This window comes from Fervidicoccus sp. SLHALR4 (assembly GCF_058692745.1).
In genome coordinates, this window is record NZ_CP182483.1 from 780,540 (window position 1) to 795,539 (window position 15,000).

At 48.5% G+C, this 15,000-nt stretch carries 17 protein-coding genes; 11 read left to right on the plus strand and 6 right to left on the minus strand.

The features are described 5' to 3' along the window. Positions 1-15: 15 nt before the first annotated feature. From ACLGLO_RS04135 to gatB, 7 genes are all read left to right on the plus strand, one after another. Positions 16-267, plus strand: coding sequence for a hypothetical protein (locus tag ACLGLO_RS04135; RefSeq protein WP_492127666.1), 252 nt, complete (start codon positions 16-18; stop codon positions 265-267). Between the two features lie 11 nt (positions 268-278). Further along, on the plus strand, positions 279-2,243 hold the full coding sequence (gene thrS, locus ACLGLO_RS04140; RefSeq protein WP_492127667.1) for a threonine--tRNA ligase: 1,965 nt from the start codon (positions 279-281) through the stop codon (positions 2,241-2,243). Next, positions 2,198-2,980: a TatD family hydrolase gene (locus ACLGLO_RS04145; protein ID WP_492127668.1), complete on the plus strand. Its 783-nt coding sequence runs from the start codon at positions 2,198-2,200 to the stop codon at positions 2,978-2,980. Before thrS ends, ACLGLO_RS04145 begins: the two co-directional genes overlap by 46 nt. A gap of 9 nt (positions 2,981-2,989) precedes the next feature. After that, entirely contained in the window at positions 2,990-3,757 is a 768-nt protein-coding gene (locus ACLGLO_RS04150) for a metallophosphoesterase family protein (RefSeq protein ID WP_492127669.1), read from the plus strand. A gap of 131 nt (positions 3,758-3,888) precedes the next feature. Continuing rightward, positions 3,889-4,182 carry an Asp-tRNA(Asn)/Glu-tRNA(Gln) amidotransferase subunit GatC gene (locus tag ACLGLO_RS04155; RefSeq protein WP_492127670.1) on the plus strand — a complete coding sequence of 98 codons (294 nt, stop codon included), beginning with the start codon at positions 3,889-3,891 and terminating at the stop codon, positions 4,180-4,182. Between the two features lie 3 nt (positions 4,183-4,185). Beyond that, positions 4,186-5,601: an amidase family protein gene (locus ACLGLO_RS04160; RefSeq protein ID WP_492127671.1), complete on the plus strand. Its 1,416-nt coding sequence runs from the start codon at positions 4,186-4,188 to the stop codon at positions 5,599-5,601. Further along, the gene (gatB, locus tag ACLGLO_RS04165; protein ID WP_492127672.1) at positions 5,598-7,076 is read left to right on the plus strand and encodes an Asp-tRNA(Asn)/Glu-tRNA(Gln) amidotransferase subunit GatB; all 1,479 of its coding nucleotides are present in this window, start codon (positions 5,598-5,600) and stop codon (positions 7,074-7,076) included. The genes ACLGLO_RS04160 and gatB overlap by 4 nt, the downstream gene beginning before the upstream one ends. Here the strand turns inward: gatB and ACLGLO_RS04170 are convergent. From ACLGLO_RS04170 to ACLGLO_RS04185, 4 genes are read right to left on the minus strand one after another with little or no spacing between them, the layout of a single operon-like run. After that, positions 7,054-7,995 (minus strand): thiamine pyrophosphate-dependent enzyme, encoded by a 942-nt coding sequence (locus tag ACLGLO_RS04170; protein ID WP_492129137.1) that lies wholly within the window; start codon positions 7,993-7,995, stop codon positions 7,054-7,056. The genes gatB and ACLGLO_RS04170 overlap by 23 nt on opposite strands. A gap of 4 nt (positions 7,996-7,999) precedes the next feature. Continuing rightward, positions 8,000-9,208: a ferredoxin oxidoreductase gene (locus ACLGLO_RS04175; RefSeq protein ID WP_492127673.1), complete on the minus strand. Its 1,209-nt coding sequence runs from the start codon at positions 9,206-9,208 to the stop codon at positions 8,000-8,002. Positions 9,209-9,211: 3 nt separating this feature from the next. Further along, positions 9,212-9,526 carry a 4Fe-4S binding protein gene (locus tag ACLGLO_RS04180; protein ID WP_492127674.1) on the minus strand — a complete coding sequence of 105 codons (315 nt, stop codon included), beginning with the start codon at positions 9,524-9,526 and terminating at the stop codon, positions 9,212-9,214. Further along, positions 9,523-10,134: a 2-oxoacid:acceptor oxidoreductase family protein gene (locus ACLGLO_RS04185; protein ID WP_492127675.1), complete on the minus strand. Its 612-nt coding sequence runs from the start codon at positions 10,132-10,134 to the stop codon at positions 9,523-9,525. Before ACLGLO_RS04185 ends, ACLGLO_RS04180 begins: the two co-directional genes overlap by 4 nt. Before the next feature lie 223 nt (positions 10,135-10,357). Here ACLGLO_RS04185 and ACLGLO_RS04190 point away from each other — a divergent pair, with 223 nt between their 5' ends. Beyond that, positions 10,358-11,494, plus strand: a complete 1,137-nt coding sequence (locus ACLGLO_RS04190) for a zinc metalloprotease HtpX (RefSeq protein ID WP_492127676.1) — start codon at positions 10,358-10,360, stop codon at positions 11,492-11,494. Here the strand turns inward: ACLGLO_RS04190 and ACLGLO_RS04195 are convergent. Further along, positions 11,480-12,316, minus strand: a complete 837-nt coding sequence (locus ACLGLO_RS04195; protein WP_492127677.1) for a GTPase — start codon at positions 12,314-12,316, stop codon at positions 11,480-11,482. The two genes, ACLGLO_RS04190 and ACLGLO_RS04195, sit on opposite strands and share 15 nt — an antisense overlap. Positions 12,317-12,437: 121 nt before the next feature. Between ACLGLO_RS04195 and ACLGLO_RS04200 the strand changes: the two genes are divergently transcribed. Both ACLGLO_RS04200 and ACLGLO_RS04205 read left to right on the plus strand, forming a co-directional pair. Next, a complete protein-coding gene (locus ACLGLO_RS04200) occupies positions 12,438-12,575 on the plus strand; it encodes a hypothetical protein (protein ID WP_492127678.1) in 138 nt (45 codons plus the stop codon). A gap of 30 nt (positions 12,576-12,605) precedes the next feature. Then, positions 12,606-13,874, plus strand: coding sequence for a winged helix-turn-helix transcriptional regulator (locus ACLGLO_RS04205; protein ID WP_492127679.1), 1,269 nt, complete (start codon positions 12,606-12,608; stop codon positions 13,872-13,874). Here ACLGLO_RS04205 and ACLGLO_RS04210 read toward each other — a convergent pair. After that, a complete protein-coding gene (locus tag ACLGLO_RS04210; RefSeq protein ID WP_492127680.1) occupies positions 13,871-14,140 on the minus strand; it encodes a hypothetical protein in 270 nt (89 codons plus the stop codon). The genes ACLGLO_RS04205 and ACLGLO_RS04210 overlap by 4 nt on opposite strands. Positions 14,141-14,274: 134 nt before the next feature. On the opposite strand from ACLGLO_RS04210, the gene ACLGLO_RS04215 reads away from it, so the two are divergent. Further along, positions 14,275-14,976 (plus strand): acetate--CoA ligase family protein, encoded by a 702-nt coding sequence (locus tag ACLGLO_RS04215; RefSeq protein WP_492127681.1) that lies wholly within the window; start codon positions 14,275-14,277, stop codon positions 14,974-14,976. The last annotated feature ends 24 nt before the right edge of the window (positions 14,977-15,000 follow it).

Below are 15,000 nucleotides of genomic sequence, written 5' to 3' on the forward strand. Positions count from 1 at the left end.
ATAAGGTGGAGAAATATGGATGAGGAGTGCGAATATCCTCCATGTCTTCACGTAGTGACGGACGACAGAAGGAAGAGGTTTGCTGTATTCTTCGAGGACAGCGAAGGCATCATAATTTGGGTAGAGAAGAAGAAGATTGATGAAGCTTGGAAGAAGATATCAGAGCTCATCAAGAAAGGATATCAGGAGGAATCGGATCTCGATAAAATAGATGAAATGGCTAGAGTGAAGCTGAGCGCTGAGCCTGAAGAAGAAGAGGAAGAATAAGGGGGATCCTCTTGGTTCTTCTTGTCGATGTAAGCGAGTCCAATGATGTTCCTCCCGGAATCAAGATCGAGCCTAAGTTCGACCCTTCTCTCGGGTCGGCAGTATTTCTCCTTGTGATTACCAGGGATAAAGGGAAGAAGGTATTCAGCCTTCCGGCTACAGTGGAAGCTGATTGGGAAAGGGCAGAGATGCTTTACTTCTTCACGAAGAAAGGAAACGAAATCTTCATGGACGCTGTTGCTCACTTGGTTGAAGCATCCATCAAGAAGCTTTTCCCATATGCCAAGCTAGCAGGCTTCAGCATAAGAGATGGAGAAGTCAGAGTCGACTTCTACTTGGATGGCAGGAACATTTCGAGGGAAGAAGCAGAGAGCATCGTTGCCCTCGCTAAGCAACTAGCTGAAAGAGTCCGCATGAGGATAGTCGAAGAGAACGTAGAGGAGGAGCTGAGGAAGAAGGGAGAAGACCTCCTCATTTCTCTCCTCAAGAGAATGTCCTCTCCTAAGCTCATCCTCATCGATGATGTGGCGACCTTGTGCGACTCAGACCTCCACCCCGAAGCCGTGGGAAGCATTGGGAAAATGGCGCTTGCTAACGTCAGCGTATCTCACTGGATGGGAAGAGAGGATTCTTTCATTCTCAACAGCGTGCATGTCTCCGCATTTCCCAGCAGTTACGATGAGAAGATATTTGAGGAGAGAAAGGAAGAGGCGGAGAAGAGAGATCACGTCAAGCTTGGAAAGGAGATGGACATTTTCCTGACATCCCCTCTGACAGGAGCAGGGCTCATACTTTGGGCTCCGAATGGTGCGGCTATGAGGAGAGCTCTCGAAGAATACATCGTCAAGCTCCACCAGAGGAGGGGCTACCAGCTTGTCGCAACCCCGCACATAGCATCAACAGATCTCTTCCAGATAAGCGGCCACCTATCTCACTACAGGCAGAACATGTTTCTCTTCACTCTGGACGACAAGGAGCATGCTATAAAGCCCATGAACTGCCCCTTCCACATCCTCATACTGAAACGCAAGAAATGGAGCTATAAGGAGCTCCCAGTCAGGTACTTCGAAATGGGAAATGTATACCGCTATGAGAGAGCAGGCACTCTACACGGATTGACGAGAGTGAGGGGCTTCGTCATCGATGATGCCCACATATTTGCGAGAGAGGATCAAATAGAGCAGGAAATATCGCAGGTTCTCTCTCTGATCCGCGAGATATACGAAGCGATGGGACTCAAAGATTACAGATTCACTTTGAGCCTGAGGGATCCAAGCGATAGGAAGAGCTACATGGGAAGCGATGAAATATGGGAGCATGCAGAGAGCTCCCTCGAGAACGCTCTGAAGAAGCTCGGGCTGAGCTATACAAAATCCATAGGGGATGCTGCCTTCTACGGCCCAAAAATCGATGTCATATTCAGGGATTCTCTGGGTAGGGAGTGGCAAGCAGCTACTATCCAGCTGGATTTCAATCTTCCAGTGAGATTTGACCTGACCTACACTGACAGAGATAATAGTGAAAAGAGAATGGTGATAATACACAGGGCAGTTCTGGGAAGCATGGAAAGATTCATAGGCCTCCTTCTGGAGCAGTATGCAGGGAGAGTTCCCTTCTGGCTTTCGCCTATTCAGGTTGCAGTCCTGCCGGTTGAGGAAAGCGATGAGAGGCAGTCAAACAGAGCAAGGGAAATATATGAAAAGCTCGTCTCCACCGGCATACGTGCAGTTCTGCTTTCGGATGGCAGGCTAAATCCGAGGTTGAGGGAAGCAAGGACGATGAGAGTTCCGCTAATAGCGTTCGTTGGAGAAAAGGAGATCAAAAGCGGCGGCATTTCCGCCAAATTTATAACATACGGTGAGGACGAAAAGCGCAGGTTCTACCCGAAGGAGGAATCCATTTCATTCGAAAACGATGAAGAGTTGCTGAAGTGGGTAAAGGAAACGATCTCAAAGCAGACCAACGGGATCCTGTGATGGCGATTCCCCAAACTTTCAAATATGTGGATTCACATGCCCACGCTCACGAATATGATGAGAGCTATTTGAAAAAGCTCAGAGGAGACTACTTGATATTATCAGTTTCCGACGACTTGGAGAGCTCGAAGAAGAATTTAGCATTAGCGCAGGAGCACGGCTCTCTGGTTCCCTGCATAGGAATTCATCCTTGGAAGATCGAGATGGCAAACAGAGAATCTCTCATGGAGATCGAAAAGCTTCTGAGCGAAATGGATAGGCCGTGCTTGGGAGAGGTGGGTCTGGACAGGAAATTTGTTCCGCAAACATATGACATGCAGGTGGAGGTCTTCGAGAAGTTTCTGAAAATGGCGAGGGAGAGCGGAGCTGCACTGAACCTCCACTCTGCAGGTGCGTGGAAGGAGGTCTATGATTATGTCGCGAAGAGCGATGTGAGCAGAGCGATTTTCCACTGGTATACAGGTCCGCTAGATGTCATGAATGCTATTCAGGATGCTGGATTCTACATCTCGTTCAATGTTGCTGCCAGATTTCAGAAGAAGCATTCCGAGCTACTCAAACATGCGGATCTGAAGAGGGTGTTGACTGAGAGCGATGGCCCTTATAATTACAGGGGAGAGCAGCTGAGCACTGAGAAGATCCCCCTTCTGATTGATTTCATGTCAGAGACTCTCGGAATTGAGAGAGAAAATCTCAGAAAAATGATCTCGGAGAACTTCCTGAGCTTTCTGAGGTAGGGGAGACTCATGAGGATCATAGCCACAAGCGATGCCCATTTGCCCGTATACGAAGCGGAGCTGATTAAGGCTGTTGAAAGGAGCTGCGCTGACAAGACATTCGATCTGCTCGTACTAGCGGGAGATATGATTGAGAAGGGAAAGATAAGCTTTTACAGCAGGGTCAGGGAGATAATGAGCAGATGCAGCTCAGCGGCCGTTGTAGCGACTTTTGGGAACGAAGAGTACGATGAACTGAGGGAAAAGATAGTGGAAGAGAACCCGTGGGCCACTTGGCTAAACGACTCAGCAGTTAGCCTAAGGCTGGAAGGCGGAGATGTTTCGATTTTTGGAACTACTGGGATTCTCGATGTTCCCACCAGATGGCAGAGAAAGAACATCCCGGACATTCAGAAAAAGTATGATGATAGGTTAAAGAAATTCGAGGAATTCCTCAAAGAAAACTTCAAGGGAAAGAAAATAGCGGTGTTTCACTATCCCCCGACCTTCAAAACACTGCAGGGGGAGCCCACTTACGCATGGGCGGAAATGGGATCCCACAGAGCAGAGGAGCTCATAAAAATGCTGGGCGGAGTCGATATCGTGATACACGGGCACGCTCACAACAGCAAGGTTCTTCGAGCAAGTATCGGGAGTGCAGAGGTGTACAATGCTGCGCTTCCAGCGAGGAAAGATCTGCTTATCATTGAGACCGAAAAGGTCTCTCGTACAATCCTCGATTTTCTCCCCTCTGGCAACTCATCCTCTTCCACGAGCAGGCGGGAGTCCCTTATCTAGATGCTCTATATCGAATTTTATCCTTTCGACGCCGGCTACACAGTGAAAAATTTTCAAAAAAATGCGGAATAGAAATTAATAGTTGTTAGCTATATGCTTAGGTACATGTGAAACGCCAGAAGTGGTCGAGGATGAGTGGCAAAATTGAAATTAATGATGAGCTCATAGATAGGCTCTCGTGGCTGTCAAGGATAAAGCTCAGCGAAGAAGAGAAGGAGAGGCTTTCCCGCGAGATCGGGCTGATACTTAGCTACATAGACGACATTCTATCCCTCAACGTTGGAAATGAGACAGTAACTCACATTGCCGAAGGAAGACTGAGGGATGATGATCCTCAGATAGGCATTGAGACTGGAAGGGAGCTTTTGAGTCAGGCGATTATTCAGGACGGGTATGTGAAGGCTCCAAAAGTCTTCAAGGGATGATTGATGGCTAGGGGGATGGTAGTAAGCTTCATAGAAGAGGTCAGGGACGGCTCTTCTGACCCCTACAAGTACATCGAAAGGTCGCTGGAAAAAATCGCTCACGAAGATCCGAAGCTCAACATATTCATCACGATAAACGGAGATGTTCCGGAAAAGCTTAATCCTGGAAAGCTCTACGGCGTGCCCGTGGCGGTAAAGGATAACATCGTCACGAAGGGCATTAGAACCACCTGCGGCAGCAGGGTTCTGGAGAACTTCATCCCCCAGTATTCGGCCACCGTCATTAAGCTCATAGAGAGAGAAGGGGGCTTTGTCGTGGGAAAGACCAACATGGACGAATTCGCTATGGGGGCCCTCGGGACGACCAGCGCTTTTGGCCCGACACTGAACCCGATAGATACCTCTCTCTCCCCCGGCGGGAGCAGCTCAGGAAGCGCAGCTGCCGTGGCAGCTGGAGTAGTAGATGTTGCGCTCGGAAGCGATACCGGAGGTAGCATAAGGCTCCCTGCTGCGTGGACCGGGATATATGGATTGAAGCCCACATATGGTTCGGTCAGCAGGTTCGGGCTGATATCGTATGCTGACAGCATGGATCAAATAGGCCCCATGGCTTCCAACGCCAGCGACCTCGCATATCTCTTCTCTGTTATTTCTGTGTATGATCCTCTCGATCCAACGAGCTCTCGAAATCCTTGGGGAGACAAGATAGAGAGGATCGCATTCGAAGAGCCTGACTTCGATGTCTTGAAGGGCATAAAGATCAAAATTCCCAGAGAGCTGACGGAGCACCCTCAGTCGGACGATTCCTTAGTCAAAGAGTTCTGGAGAACGGTCTCAAAGCTCAGCGATGAGGGTGCTCTCATAGAAGAGGTTTCAGAACCTCTGCTCCTCAAGGTTCCTCAGATATACTACATCATAGCTTTCAGCGAGGCCAGCAGCAATCTGGCGCGTTACGACGGAGTTAGGTATGGGACTAGGGTGGTGGAGCCAGAAGACATAGATTGGGACGCATACTATATGGAAAACAGATCGCTTTTTGGCTGGGAAGTCAAGAGAAGAATAATGCTTGGTGCGTTCATCCTCAGCAAGGGCTATTACGAGATGTACTACTCCCTGGCGCTGAAAGCGAGAGCCGCTGTGAAGCAGAAGGTCGAAAGCCAGCTGAAAGAAAAATCCCTCATTGCAACCCCCGGATCCCTTGTCCCTCCGCTCCCCATAAATTACGATGCCACGGATCTCTCTAAGCTGAATGCCATCGATGCCCCCCTCATGGTAGCGAACTTGGCAGGGCTTCCAGCCGTAACCATTCCAACTGGAACCATATCGGGGAAGCCGGCTTCGCTGCAGCTAATCGGGCCGAGGTGGTCCGATGATAAGCTCCTCATGATGGCAAAAGTTCTGGAGGAGATGCTCAGGTGACTCAGAGAGCTCCAAAGGCAGTGATTGGGCTGGAGATACATGTCCAGATAACGTCGCTGAAGACGAAGCTGTTCTGCGGCTGCAGTTCAGATTACAGAAATCGTCCGCCAAATACCAATGTCTGCCCCGTGTGCCTTGGAATGCCTGGCTCTCTTCCATTAGTGAACAGGAAGGCCGTGGAGAAGGCCCTCCAGGTAGCTGCTGCGCTCAACATGAAAACTTCGAGGGAGATATCGTGGGCCAGGAAGCACTACTTCTATCCCGATCTTCCGAAGAACTACCAGATAACGCAGTTCGAGGGAAAGGGAGTTGCCAGCATAGCTAGAGAAGGTTATCTGGAATACTATGCGGATGGGGAATTGAAGAGGGCGAGAATAAGGAGGATCAACCTGGAGGAGGATCCCGGAAAGATCGTTTACCACACGGGATCAATGCTGACAAGCAGATATAGCCTGATCGATTACAATAGGAGCGGCGTAGCATTGCTGGAAATTGTAACGGAGCCGGACTTCAGTTCTCCGAGGGAAGTCGTGGGCTTCCTGCAGGAGCTCCGGACAATCCTGGAATATCTGGATGTGGCAGACTTCAACCTTGAAGGTTCCATGAGAGTCGATGTGAACATCAGCCTTGAGGGAGGAAAGAGGGTGGAGGTCAAGAACATAGGTAGCATTTCGGATATAGAAGCTGCTATAGTATATGAAATAGCCCGCCAGAGATCTCTCAGAGAGAGGGGCTTGGAAATAGAGATGGAAACGAGGCACTGGGATCAGGAGAAGAAGGCGACGATTGGGACGAGGACTAAGGAAAGCGAGGAAGACTACAGGTACTTTCCAGACCCAAATCTGCCTCCAGTGGTCATCGATGAGGGATACTTTAAGAGGATTTTGGCGGAGATGCCGGAGCTTCCATCTTCGAGGAGGAAGAGGCTGGCTGAGCAGTACGGGCTCAGCAATTACTTATCTTACGTCATGACCTCCAACAAGAAGCTCGCAGACTACTTCGAGGACGTCATGAGGCTGACCAAGATCGAGGGAGAGAGAGCAGCAGCTTTCATAGTCAATGATTTGATGGGGTGGATCGGACAGGAAAGGGTGAACAGGTTGCATGAAGTTGTTCCTCCCTCTGAAATGGCGCAGCTCTTGGAGCTTCTGAGGGAGGGCAAGATCTCAATCAAGGTTGCGAAGGAAGCCATTCCTGAACTGGTGTCCGGGAAAAAGGTCATGGAGCTCATGCGGGAGAGAGGGTGGATCGGGAAGGTATCTGGAAAGGAGCTCGAAGAAGTTGTGGAGAGGATACTGAAGGAGAACAGGAAGGCTGTGGAAGATGCTGCTAGAAACCCGAGAGCGATCCAGTTCCTAGTCGGAAAGGTCATGGAGGCTACGAACAAAAGAGCTGATCCAAAGGAAACATATGAGATACTTGTAAAAAAAGTTAGGGACTATGCAGGAAGCTCTAGCCTTCAAGAGGGCCTATAACTTCTTTCCCTGCCCTCTTGTTGATCTCTTCGACCTTTCTGTCGATCATCTCCTGTATGAGCTCGATCTCCACATCGCTCAGGTGAGAATACCTCCCCTGGAGCTTGAGATATTCCCTGACATGCTTCCTCTTCCTCACTGGGACTGTCACGCTGAAGTTCCCTCTATCGTACTCCATGTTGACCCACACAGCTGTCTCGGTTGCCAGCTTAGCTATGGTTATTCCATATTTGGGCTCGAACCTCCATCCAGTGGTGCATGGCATGATGACGTGAACGAGGGAGGGCCCATCGGTGCTAAGTCCCTTCTGGAACTTCACGTCCATGTCAACCGGGTAAGCAGGGTTAGCAGTAGCTACGTAGTCCACTCCGTGAGCCACGGCAACATCGAACATGTCCTTCTTCGTCCTCCACTCCCCCCTGATCCTCCTCGTCACTGGGGTTGTTGTGGTCCACGCCCCAAATGGAGTGGCGCCGCTCCTCTGGACTCCAGTGTTCATGTATGCTTCGTTATCATATATGACGAACATCACCTTGTGCCCTCTCTCGAGCAGCCCGCTGAGAGCCTGGAAGCCGATATCGAAGCTCCCTCCATCGCCGGCAAGCGCTATGACGTTGATCTCCCGGTCAACCGGGATCACCCCCTTTGATTTCAAAGCCTTTATTGCAGATTCTACTCCTGATGCTACTGCACCAGCATTTTCGAACGCAACGTGGATCCATGGAACCCTCCAAGCCGTGTAGGGAAATGACGTCGTCGATACCTCAACGCACCCGGTTGCATTCACGATTATCGTGTCTTTTCCGGCAACTTTGAGGAGGTGCCTTACTATAGTCGATGCGGTGCAGCCGGCGCACAGAGAGTGGCCTCCTGCGAACAGCTCTTCCCTAGGTATGTCCCAGAGCGTCTTTATCCTCATTCCTTCAGAGCTCAACTCCCTTCACCCCATAGAATATTGATTCTTCTGTTATGGAATTGGAGGAGGCCCTCTTCTCCAGAATTTCGTACAGTCTGACGAAGTCCTCGATGAGCATTCTCCTCTGCCCGAGCCCCGCAATTATGCTCTGAACCATTGGCATGTCCCTGTACCTGTATGCTGACATGACATCGAGAGCTATGGGTCCGCTTGGCGTCATTCCATAGCTCACCGCTCTGTCTATGATGCCGAGAACCCTCAGTCCCTTTATAAGCCCGTACAGCTGTTCCTTGGGGAATGGTCTGTATAGCCTCAGCTTCACCGCACCAGCCTTCATGCCCCTCTTCCTGAGCTGGTCGACAGCATATTTCAGGTTGGTGTAGTACGATGAAGTGGCCAGGATCGCTATCTCGGCATCCTCCATCATGTATCCCTCGACTACCCCGTATCCCCTGCCGTAGAGCTTCTTGAACTCATCGTCCGCCTCTATTATGTACTTGAGAGATTCCCTAAGGGCGACGGCTTGAGCATATTTGAACTCGTAGTAATATTCAGGAGAGGTTATAGTGCCAACAGTGATCGGCTTATCGGGATCCAGTACATTCCAAGTTCGCTTCTTCGGTATGTACTCCTCCGCCACCTCCTTTCCTATAACCTCAACAGGCTCTATTGTGTGGCTCATGACATAACCGTCGTACGCTACAATTACTGGGAGCAGTACATTCGGATTCTCCGCGATCTTGTAAGCCTGTATTATCGAGTCGTAAGCTTCCTGCGCGCTGCTCGTCATGATTATTATCCAGCCGGAATCCCTCTGGTTCATCAGATCGCTGTGGTCATTGAATATGCTTATTGGGGCTGAAAGCGACCTCATGGCAACGCTCATGACCACCGGCACCCTCAGTCCGCTTGCTATGTGGAGGACCTCGTGCATCAGAGCCAGCCCCTGGCTCGCTGTGGCAGTGAACGTTCTGGCACCCATTGCAGAAGCTCCTATTACAGCGCTCAGAGCGCTGTGCTCGCTCTCCACATGTATAATTTCCGCATCAAGCTTCCCCTCTCCTATCAGCTCCGCTATCCTCTCGACAACCGTGGTCTGCGGCGTGATAGGATAGGCAGCTACAACATCCACATCAGAATCTTTCACTGCTTCAGCAACTGCCTTGTTCGTAGATAGTGCTTTAACTTCCCTCTTTTTGCCTTCTAGTCTGCTCATCGCTCACACCTCCGGGACCATTTTAATTGCCTTTGCGGGGCACTCCTGTGCGCATATACCGCAGCCCTTGCAGTGCTGGTAGTCCACAGCGTAAGTGAGCTTGTAGCTCTTTCCTCCTTTAGTAGTATACGGCTGTTCAAGCTCCAGTATCGCTCCATCGGGGCAGAATATCCAGCACAGCCTGCAGCGGATGCATTTTTCCTGATCTATTTCCGGCCTCTCGTTCCTCCAACCGCTCATATCGTTTTCCATGCTGTTTCCGGGCTCAGGGATTATGCCCCCAAGGGGGAAATCTTTCCAGCTCTTAAGCTCCCTCACGGCTCCACACCTGCAGCTTCCAATTCTTTTATTCTGTTCATTCCGGTTGAGATGGCTTTCAGATTGAGCTCTGCTAGCTTCCCAGAAAAGCTCTTTTTCACAGCATTCTCCAAGCTGGAGGGCTTCACCAGCGGAACTGCTCCTATCAATGCTCCAAGCATGACAGTATTGTATATGGGCCTTCCGAATATTTCCATGGCGGCCTTAGAGCCATCGAAGGTGTAAACATTGCTGGCCGGTATGTTCGCCTTCAACGCCTTTAGGGCTTCCTCTCTCGACAATGTTGTGTTGGCTACAATGTACTTTATTTTGTTGAAGTTTACGTAGAGCTCAGCCTTAGCTACGAGGCTCGGGTCTATGACAACCAGGATGTCTGGAGATATAACAGGAGTCTTTGGAAGCTCACCCTTCTTAGAGGACAGCCTGTTGTATGCCCTCACTGGAGCCCCTCTCCTCTCAGCTCCGAATTCGGGAATTGCAATGGCTGTCTTCTCTTCCTCTATGGAAGCAATGGCCAAGAGCTCAGCTGCTGTCACTGCCCCCTGCCCTCCTCTTCCCAGCCACGTTATTTCAATCATCTCGCCATCTTCAAAGGGTAATTTGTCCAAAGATATACCTACCTCCTGTAAAGATTCGCTCACAATTTTCAATAAACGATTTTATTGAATAATAGAGTGAATGTATATATTGATAAGCTCAAAAAAGTAAACATTGTTAATTCCAAGCTCTGGCCAAATTAGGAAGAAATTCCAGCATCGTAATGAATGAAGTTTATAATCCTGCTCTATTTTATAATCTCTTTAGAAAAAAGCGAAAAGAAGGGGAAGAATAATGCTCTTCATATTCTCACCATACATGATGCTCGGTATGTTGCTAGCTTCGTTGCTGACAGCGCTGATAATCGGGGTGCTAGCGGTATCTGCCGACAAGATCGTAAGGGGGCCTCCCAAATCCCTCATCGGCCTCAAATCGTCCATGCTGGTCACGGTTTTAGCTACTCTCCTAGGGAGCATATCTGTAATATATCTCGTCGGCGTGTACTTTGGATTGGGAGCAGACTGGCTGTATTCTACTATAGCCCTGGTTGCCGTCTTCATGGTTCTGCAGTGGCTGTTCAGCCCAATACTGATAAAAGCAGTCTACCGCGCTAGACCTGCAAAGGATGACGAAGCGTGGCTCGTCAGCTCCGTGAGGGAGCTTGCAAGGAGAGCTGAGCTGAAGGAAGCGCCGACTGTGCTTATAGCTGAGGTTTCGGCTCCCAACGCCTTTGCTTTCGGATCCCCGCTCTCCGGAAATTACGTAGCAGTCACCAGAGGCCTGCTCAATCTTCTGCCAAAGAATGAGATCGAAGCGGTCCTCGGCCACGAGCTTGGGCACCTGAAGCACAGGGATGTGGCCGCACTGCTGGCAATAAGTCTCATTCCATCGGCAATATACTTCCTCGGGAGGATGCTGATGACGTGGGGATGGCTGGCTGGGGACAGCAGAGAGAGGGGGAACGGCGCTCTGTTCTACGTGACAGTGGGAGCGCTCCTGTTCGTCGCTGGATTCATATTCCAGTTCCTGGTCACCCACTTCAGCAGGCTCAGAGAGTACTTCGCTGATTCTTTCAGCGCCAAGCTCACTGGCAACCCAAGGTTGCTGCAGAGGGGGCTCACCAGGCTGCACCTGCTATATGAGAACAATCCGCACATTTCCGAGGATCTCAACAAATCAGCTGCAATGCTCTTCATAGTCAACTACTTGATCTCTGCAAGCGGAGGAATGGCATATGACCCCATGGAGTACTGGTTCCCCAACAGAAAGAAGGTCTACACTCTGCCGAAGGACATCGATATAGATGCGGAAGTAGAAAAGCTGATGAACAGGAAGGAGAGCGCTTTCCTCGAACTCTTCAGCTCTCACCCATCTACGCCAAAGAGGCTGAGGTTCCTCGAAAACATAAGGAGAGAGCTAGCCAGAATGTGAGCTCTGTTTCGGAGGCTTTCTGAGTATTTTCAGCCTCCCATCCAGATAATCCATGATGACTCTTATGGCTGCCTGCTCCACCAGAGGCTCTTTGGAGATCTTTTCCCTCCACCCCCTCTTAATAGCTATGTCTTCGAGAATTTCGTAGCTGCTTTTTTGCGGAGAAACACCGTATAGCCTTTCAACAGCAGCAGCGTCAGCTGATTTAAAGAGATCCAGTATCTGGACAGAAGGCTCTACCGGATCTCTCAGCTGCTCAGGCGGTTTGGTTCTTATCTTTTTTTCCAACGGATCCCTCGGATCGGGCAGAACTCCGGGAGAATCGTATATGTAAATGCCCTCTGCTATCTTGTAGATAGTGAAGGAATTCGTGTATCCAGGCTTTCCTGGATATCGGCTGGTTGGTGCTGAATCGGATCCCTTCAGCAAGTTTATGATTGAGGACTTGCCCGTTTTTGGGACACCGCAAACCAGACCAAGCTTTCTCTCCTCTTTCTGGCAGAGCTCAGCCAGCTTGATAACATTGCTCATTATCTCCCCTTTTCCCCATCCCTTTTTGGCAGAAGCAAGCGCTACCTTGTAGCCTTTCAATTCGTAGTAGCTCTTCCAAGCCTCAGCAAGCCAGCGGGGCAGCAGATCCGATTTATTTATCACAAGAAGGAAGGGCTTTCCGAGCTTTTTCACGGTTCTTTCCAACGTTAAAGATCTCGTTCCCTCTGGGTTTATTGAGTCGATAACTTCAATAACGAAGCAGCTCTCCTCAATCAACTTCTTCAGCGCTCTCGGGGGCAATATTCCTATTTTTGGGCTCCTCCTTTTCAATCTGCATCACTTCAACGTATAAAAATTTTACATCAAACGGAAAAAGTGCATCATGATTTTGAGAAATTATTGAGGAAAATTCCAATTGCAGGAACTGTTGATTTACTTTTTGGTGCATCTGTTGGCCATCGCAAAGCGCGAATCACCCGCTTCAAAGGCGGGTTTAGCAGGATTTGCCGAACCTGGTGCTTACAATTCAGGAGAGTTGGAGGGGGAAAGGGAAATGCTCAACTGGGAGAGAGATGATATAGCATTTTAAACTGACGGAGGATTATAAATTTTTCAGTGTATGTATTTTTTTTTATCAAGTATTCAATTTCTTCTTGTTCAGAAAGTAAAATTTTTATATGTTCATTCAAAGACTATATGCAGAGCTCAAAAAGGTTCAGGTAGCATGGCTTTGAAGGAGCAAAGAGATTTCATCAATCCTCTGGGGCTTGGATATGACGTCGTAGAAATAATAGAAGCAGTGAAAGAAGAGAGACCACCTGTTAAGATAAGGAACATTGCGAAAAAGCTTGGCGTGACCGAGGACTACGTCAGGAGAAGGATAAAGAAGCTTGAAAGCAAAGGTTTTGGGTTCAGAGCAAACTTCGATCTGAGAAAACTAGGTCTTTCCACGATTGCCGTCTTCTTTGATAGGCCAATAGAGTTTGATCCAGAAACCCGAATAAAAGGCATAGACAAAAACCTTGCTTACATACTGAGATGGCATGGAAATATAGCCTTTCCCAAACCTCTGGGGATCGCTCTCTTTTACGTTCCTAACAATGTTGAAGTTAAGGAAGAGTTGGTGCGCCAAATAGGGAAAAGCGGAGTTTTGAACGTCGCAGATGCAATAGAGATGGATATCTCCAGATATGATGATTTGAACTTGAAAGATGAGATAGCATTCAGCAGAGTTGAAAAGAGATGGAAAAACGTAACCAGCAAAATCATTAGAGAAGGAAAGGGATCCAGCAATTCTATGAATGCAGCTAACCTCGTTAGTCCTGTAGAAGTTAAGCATGTGGATCTGATCGATTTAATCATCCTGGCGAGATTGCAAAATGATGCTCTAACCCCAATCTCCGAGATAGCGAAGGTGTTGAATGTAAGCGTAAGCAAAATAAATAGACATCTAAGGACGCATATAATGGCTCAAGACATAATAGAAAAAAATTCGCTCAGGAAGAGGACTATTATAACTTCTGACCCGACTAATATAGTTCTTGTAGTAAAAGGAAAAACAAAGAAGCTTTCTCTTCTAGATAAAACAATTACAGAAGTGTCTAAGATCTTTGAATTTGTCTCATCTCTTCACAACCCGAGAACAGGAGATTTTATCGTCTTGTTCCTGATAAAAGCAGACGATATAGAGAAAATAGAGAAGTACATTCACAAAATATTCGGCGAAGTGCTGGATAGTGACTACTTCATCGGCATTTTAAACAAGAGCTCTATAAAATCTTATACGATACCGTTCATTTCCTTCAACAGAGAGGAAAGAGATTGGGATCTCGACCAGCAGCTGATGGATTTGATGAGGCAGAAGCTCCTAGACATTTTGAGGCGCTAGGCTTCAGCCTTTTCCCCCTCTGAAGTTTCTTCTAGCATGTTGCCTTCGAGAAAGTTCAGCCCCTTCTCCGATATTCTGTAAACTTTGTGAGACCCCTTGCTGTAGATCAGCTCAATATACCCGAGCTCCTTCAGAATTTGGAATGCCGCAAGGACGTAATATCTCGGCAAGCCCGTCATGTTGACGATATCCCCCGCATTAGCAGCATCTTTGTTTCTGAGAGCTTTCAATATCTTCATGATTAAGAGCTCGCCGTCCTCGCTCAATTCGTTCACCGTTTGAACTTTTATGTTGCTTGTACCATAAAAAAACGTGGGGCAAAAGTATTTTATTCCTTCAGCTTAAGTGAAATTAGATTTTTATTTCGAAGAGAGATAGAATCTCTTCAGAGGGATACTCAATGTCGCAGAGCATAAAGAACATCGTAGCGGCGGCAAGGAAAGAGGGTAGGAAGAAGCTTCTCGAACACGAATCTATGGCCCTCCTTGAGGCATATAATATACCAGTCGCTCCTTATTTTTTCATGAAAGACGAATCTGAAGCACTTCTTGCGGCCCAAAAAGTCGGTTTCCCGGCTGTTTTGAAAGTAGTTTCTCCCGACATAGTTCACAAATCGGACGTAGGCGGCGTCATTGTAGGCTTAAACGATCTGGAAGGCATTATGGAGGCAGTTCGAAAAATTAGAGAAAATGTTAAGAGGAACCAGCCAGAGGCCAAGATAACCGGGTTCCTCGCCCAGAAGATGCTCCCGAAGGGCGGCGTTGAGGTTATTGTAGGGGGAATAAGGGATCCAGTCTTCGATGCCACAGTTATGTTCGGCCTCGGAGGAATATTTGTGGAGATATTCAGAGACGTCTCCTTCAGAATAGCACCAGTTACCGAGAAAGAAGCTCTAGAAATGATCGATGAAATAAAATCCAGAAAGCTACTGGAAGGCTACAGAGGAGACACGCCAAAGGACAAGAGAGCGATCGCGGAAATAATCGTGAAGGCTGGGAACCTCCTCTTCGAAAATAAGGAGATCAAGGAGATGGACATCAACCCCGTTATAGCATATGAAAAGGGCGCTTACGCCGTGGACGCCAGGTTCATATTGGGATAATAACTTGAGATAAGGTGCTAATTC

Coding starts and splice junctions, on each gene's coding strand:
- ACLGLO_RS04160 (WP_492127671.1), top strand. CDS start 4,186: ATGGCTAGGGGGATGGTAGTAAGCTTCATAGAAGAGGTCAGGGACGGC.
- ACLGLO_RS04190 (WP_492127676.1), top strand. CDS start 10,358: ATGCTCTTCATATTCTCACCATACATGATGCTCGGTATGTTGCTAGCT.
- ACLGLO_RS04150 (WP_492127669.1), top strand. CDS start 2,990: ATGAGGATCATAGCCACAAGCGATGCCCATTTGCCCGTATACGAAGCG.
- ACLGLO_RS04205 (WP_492127679.1), top strand. CDS start 12,606: ATGTATTTTTTTTTATCAAGTATTCAATTTCTTCTTGTTCAGAAAGTA.
- ACLGLO_RS04155 (WP_492127670.1), top strand. CDS start 3,889: ATGAGTGGCAAAATTGAAATTAATGATGAGCTCATAGATAGGCTCTCG.
- ACLGLO_RS04135 (WP_492127666.1), top strand. CDS start 16: ATGGATGAGGAGTGCGAATATCCTCCATGTCTTCACGTAGTGACGGAC.
- ACLGLO_RS04175 (WP_492127673.1), bottom strand. CDS start 9,208: ATGAGCAGACTAGAAGGCAAAAAGAGGGAAGTTAAAGCACTATCTACG.
- ACLGLO_RS04170 (WP_492129137.1), bottom strand. CDS start 7,995: ATGAGGATAAAGACGCTCTGGGACATACCTAGGGAAGAGCTGTTCGCA.
- ACLGLO_RS04215 (WP_492127681.1), top strand. CDS start 14,275: ATGTCGCAGAGCATAAAGAACATCGTAGCGGCGGCAAGGAAAGAGGGT.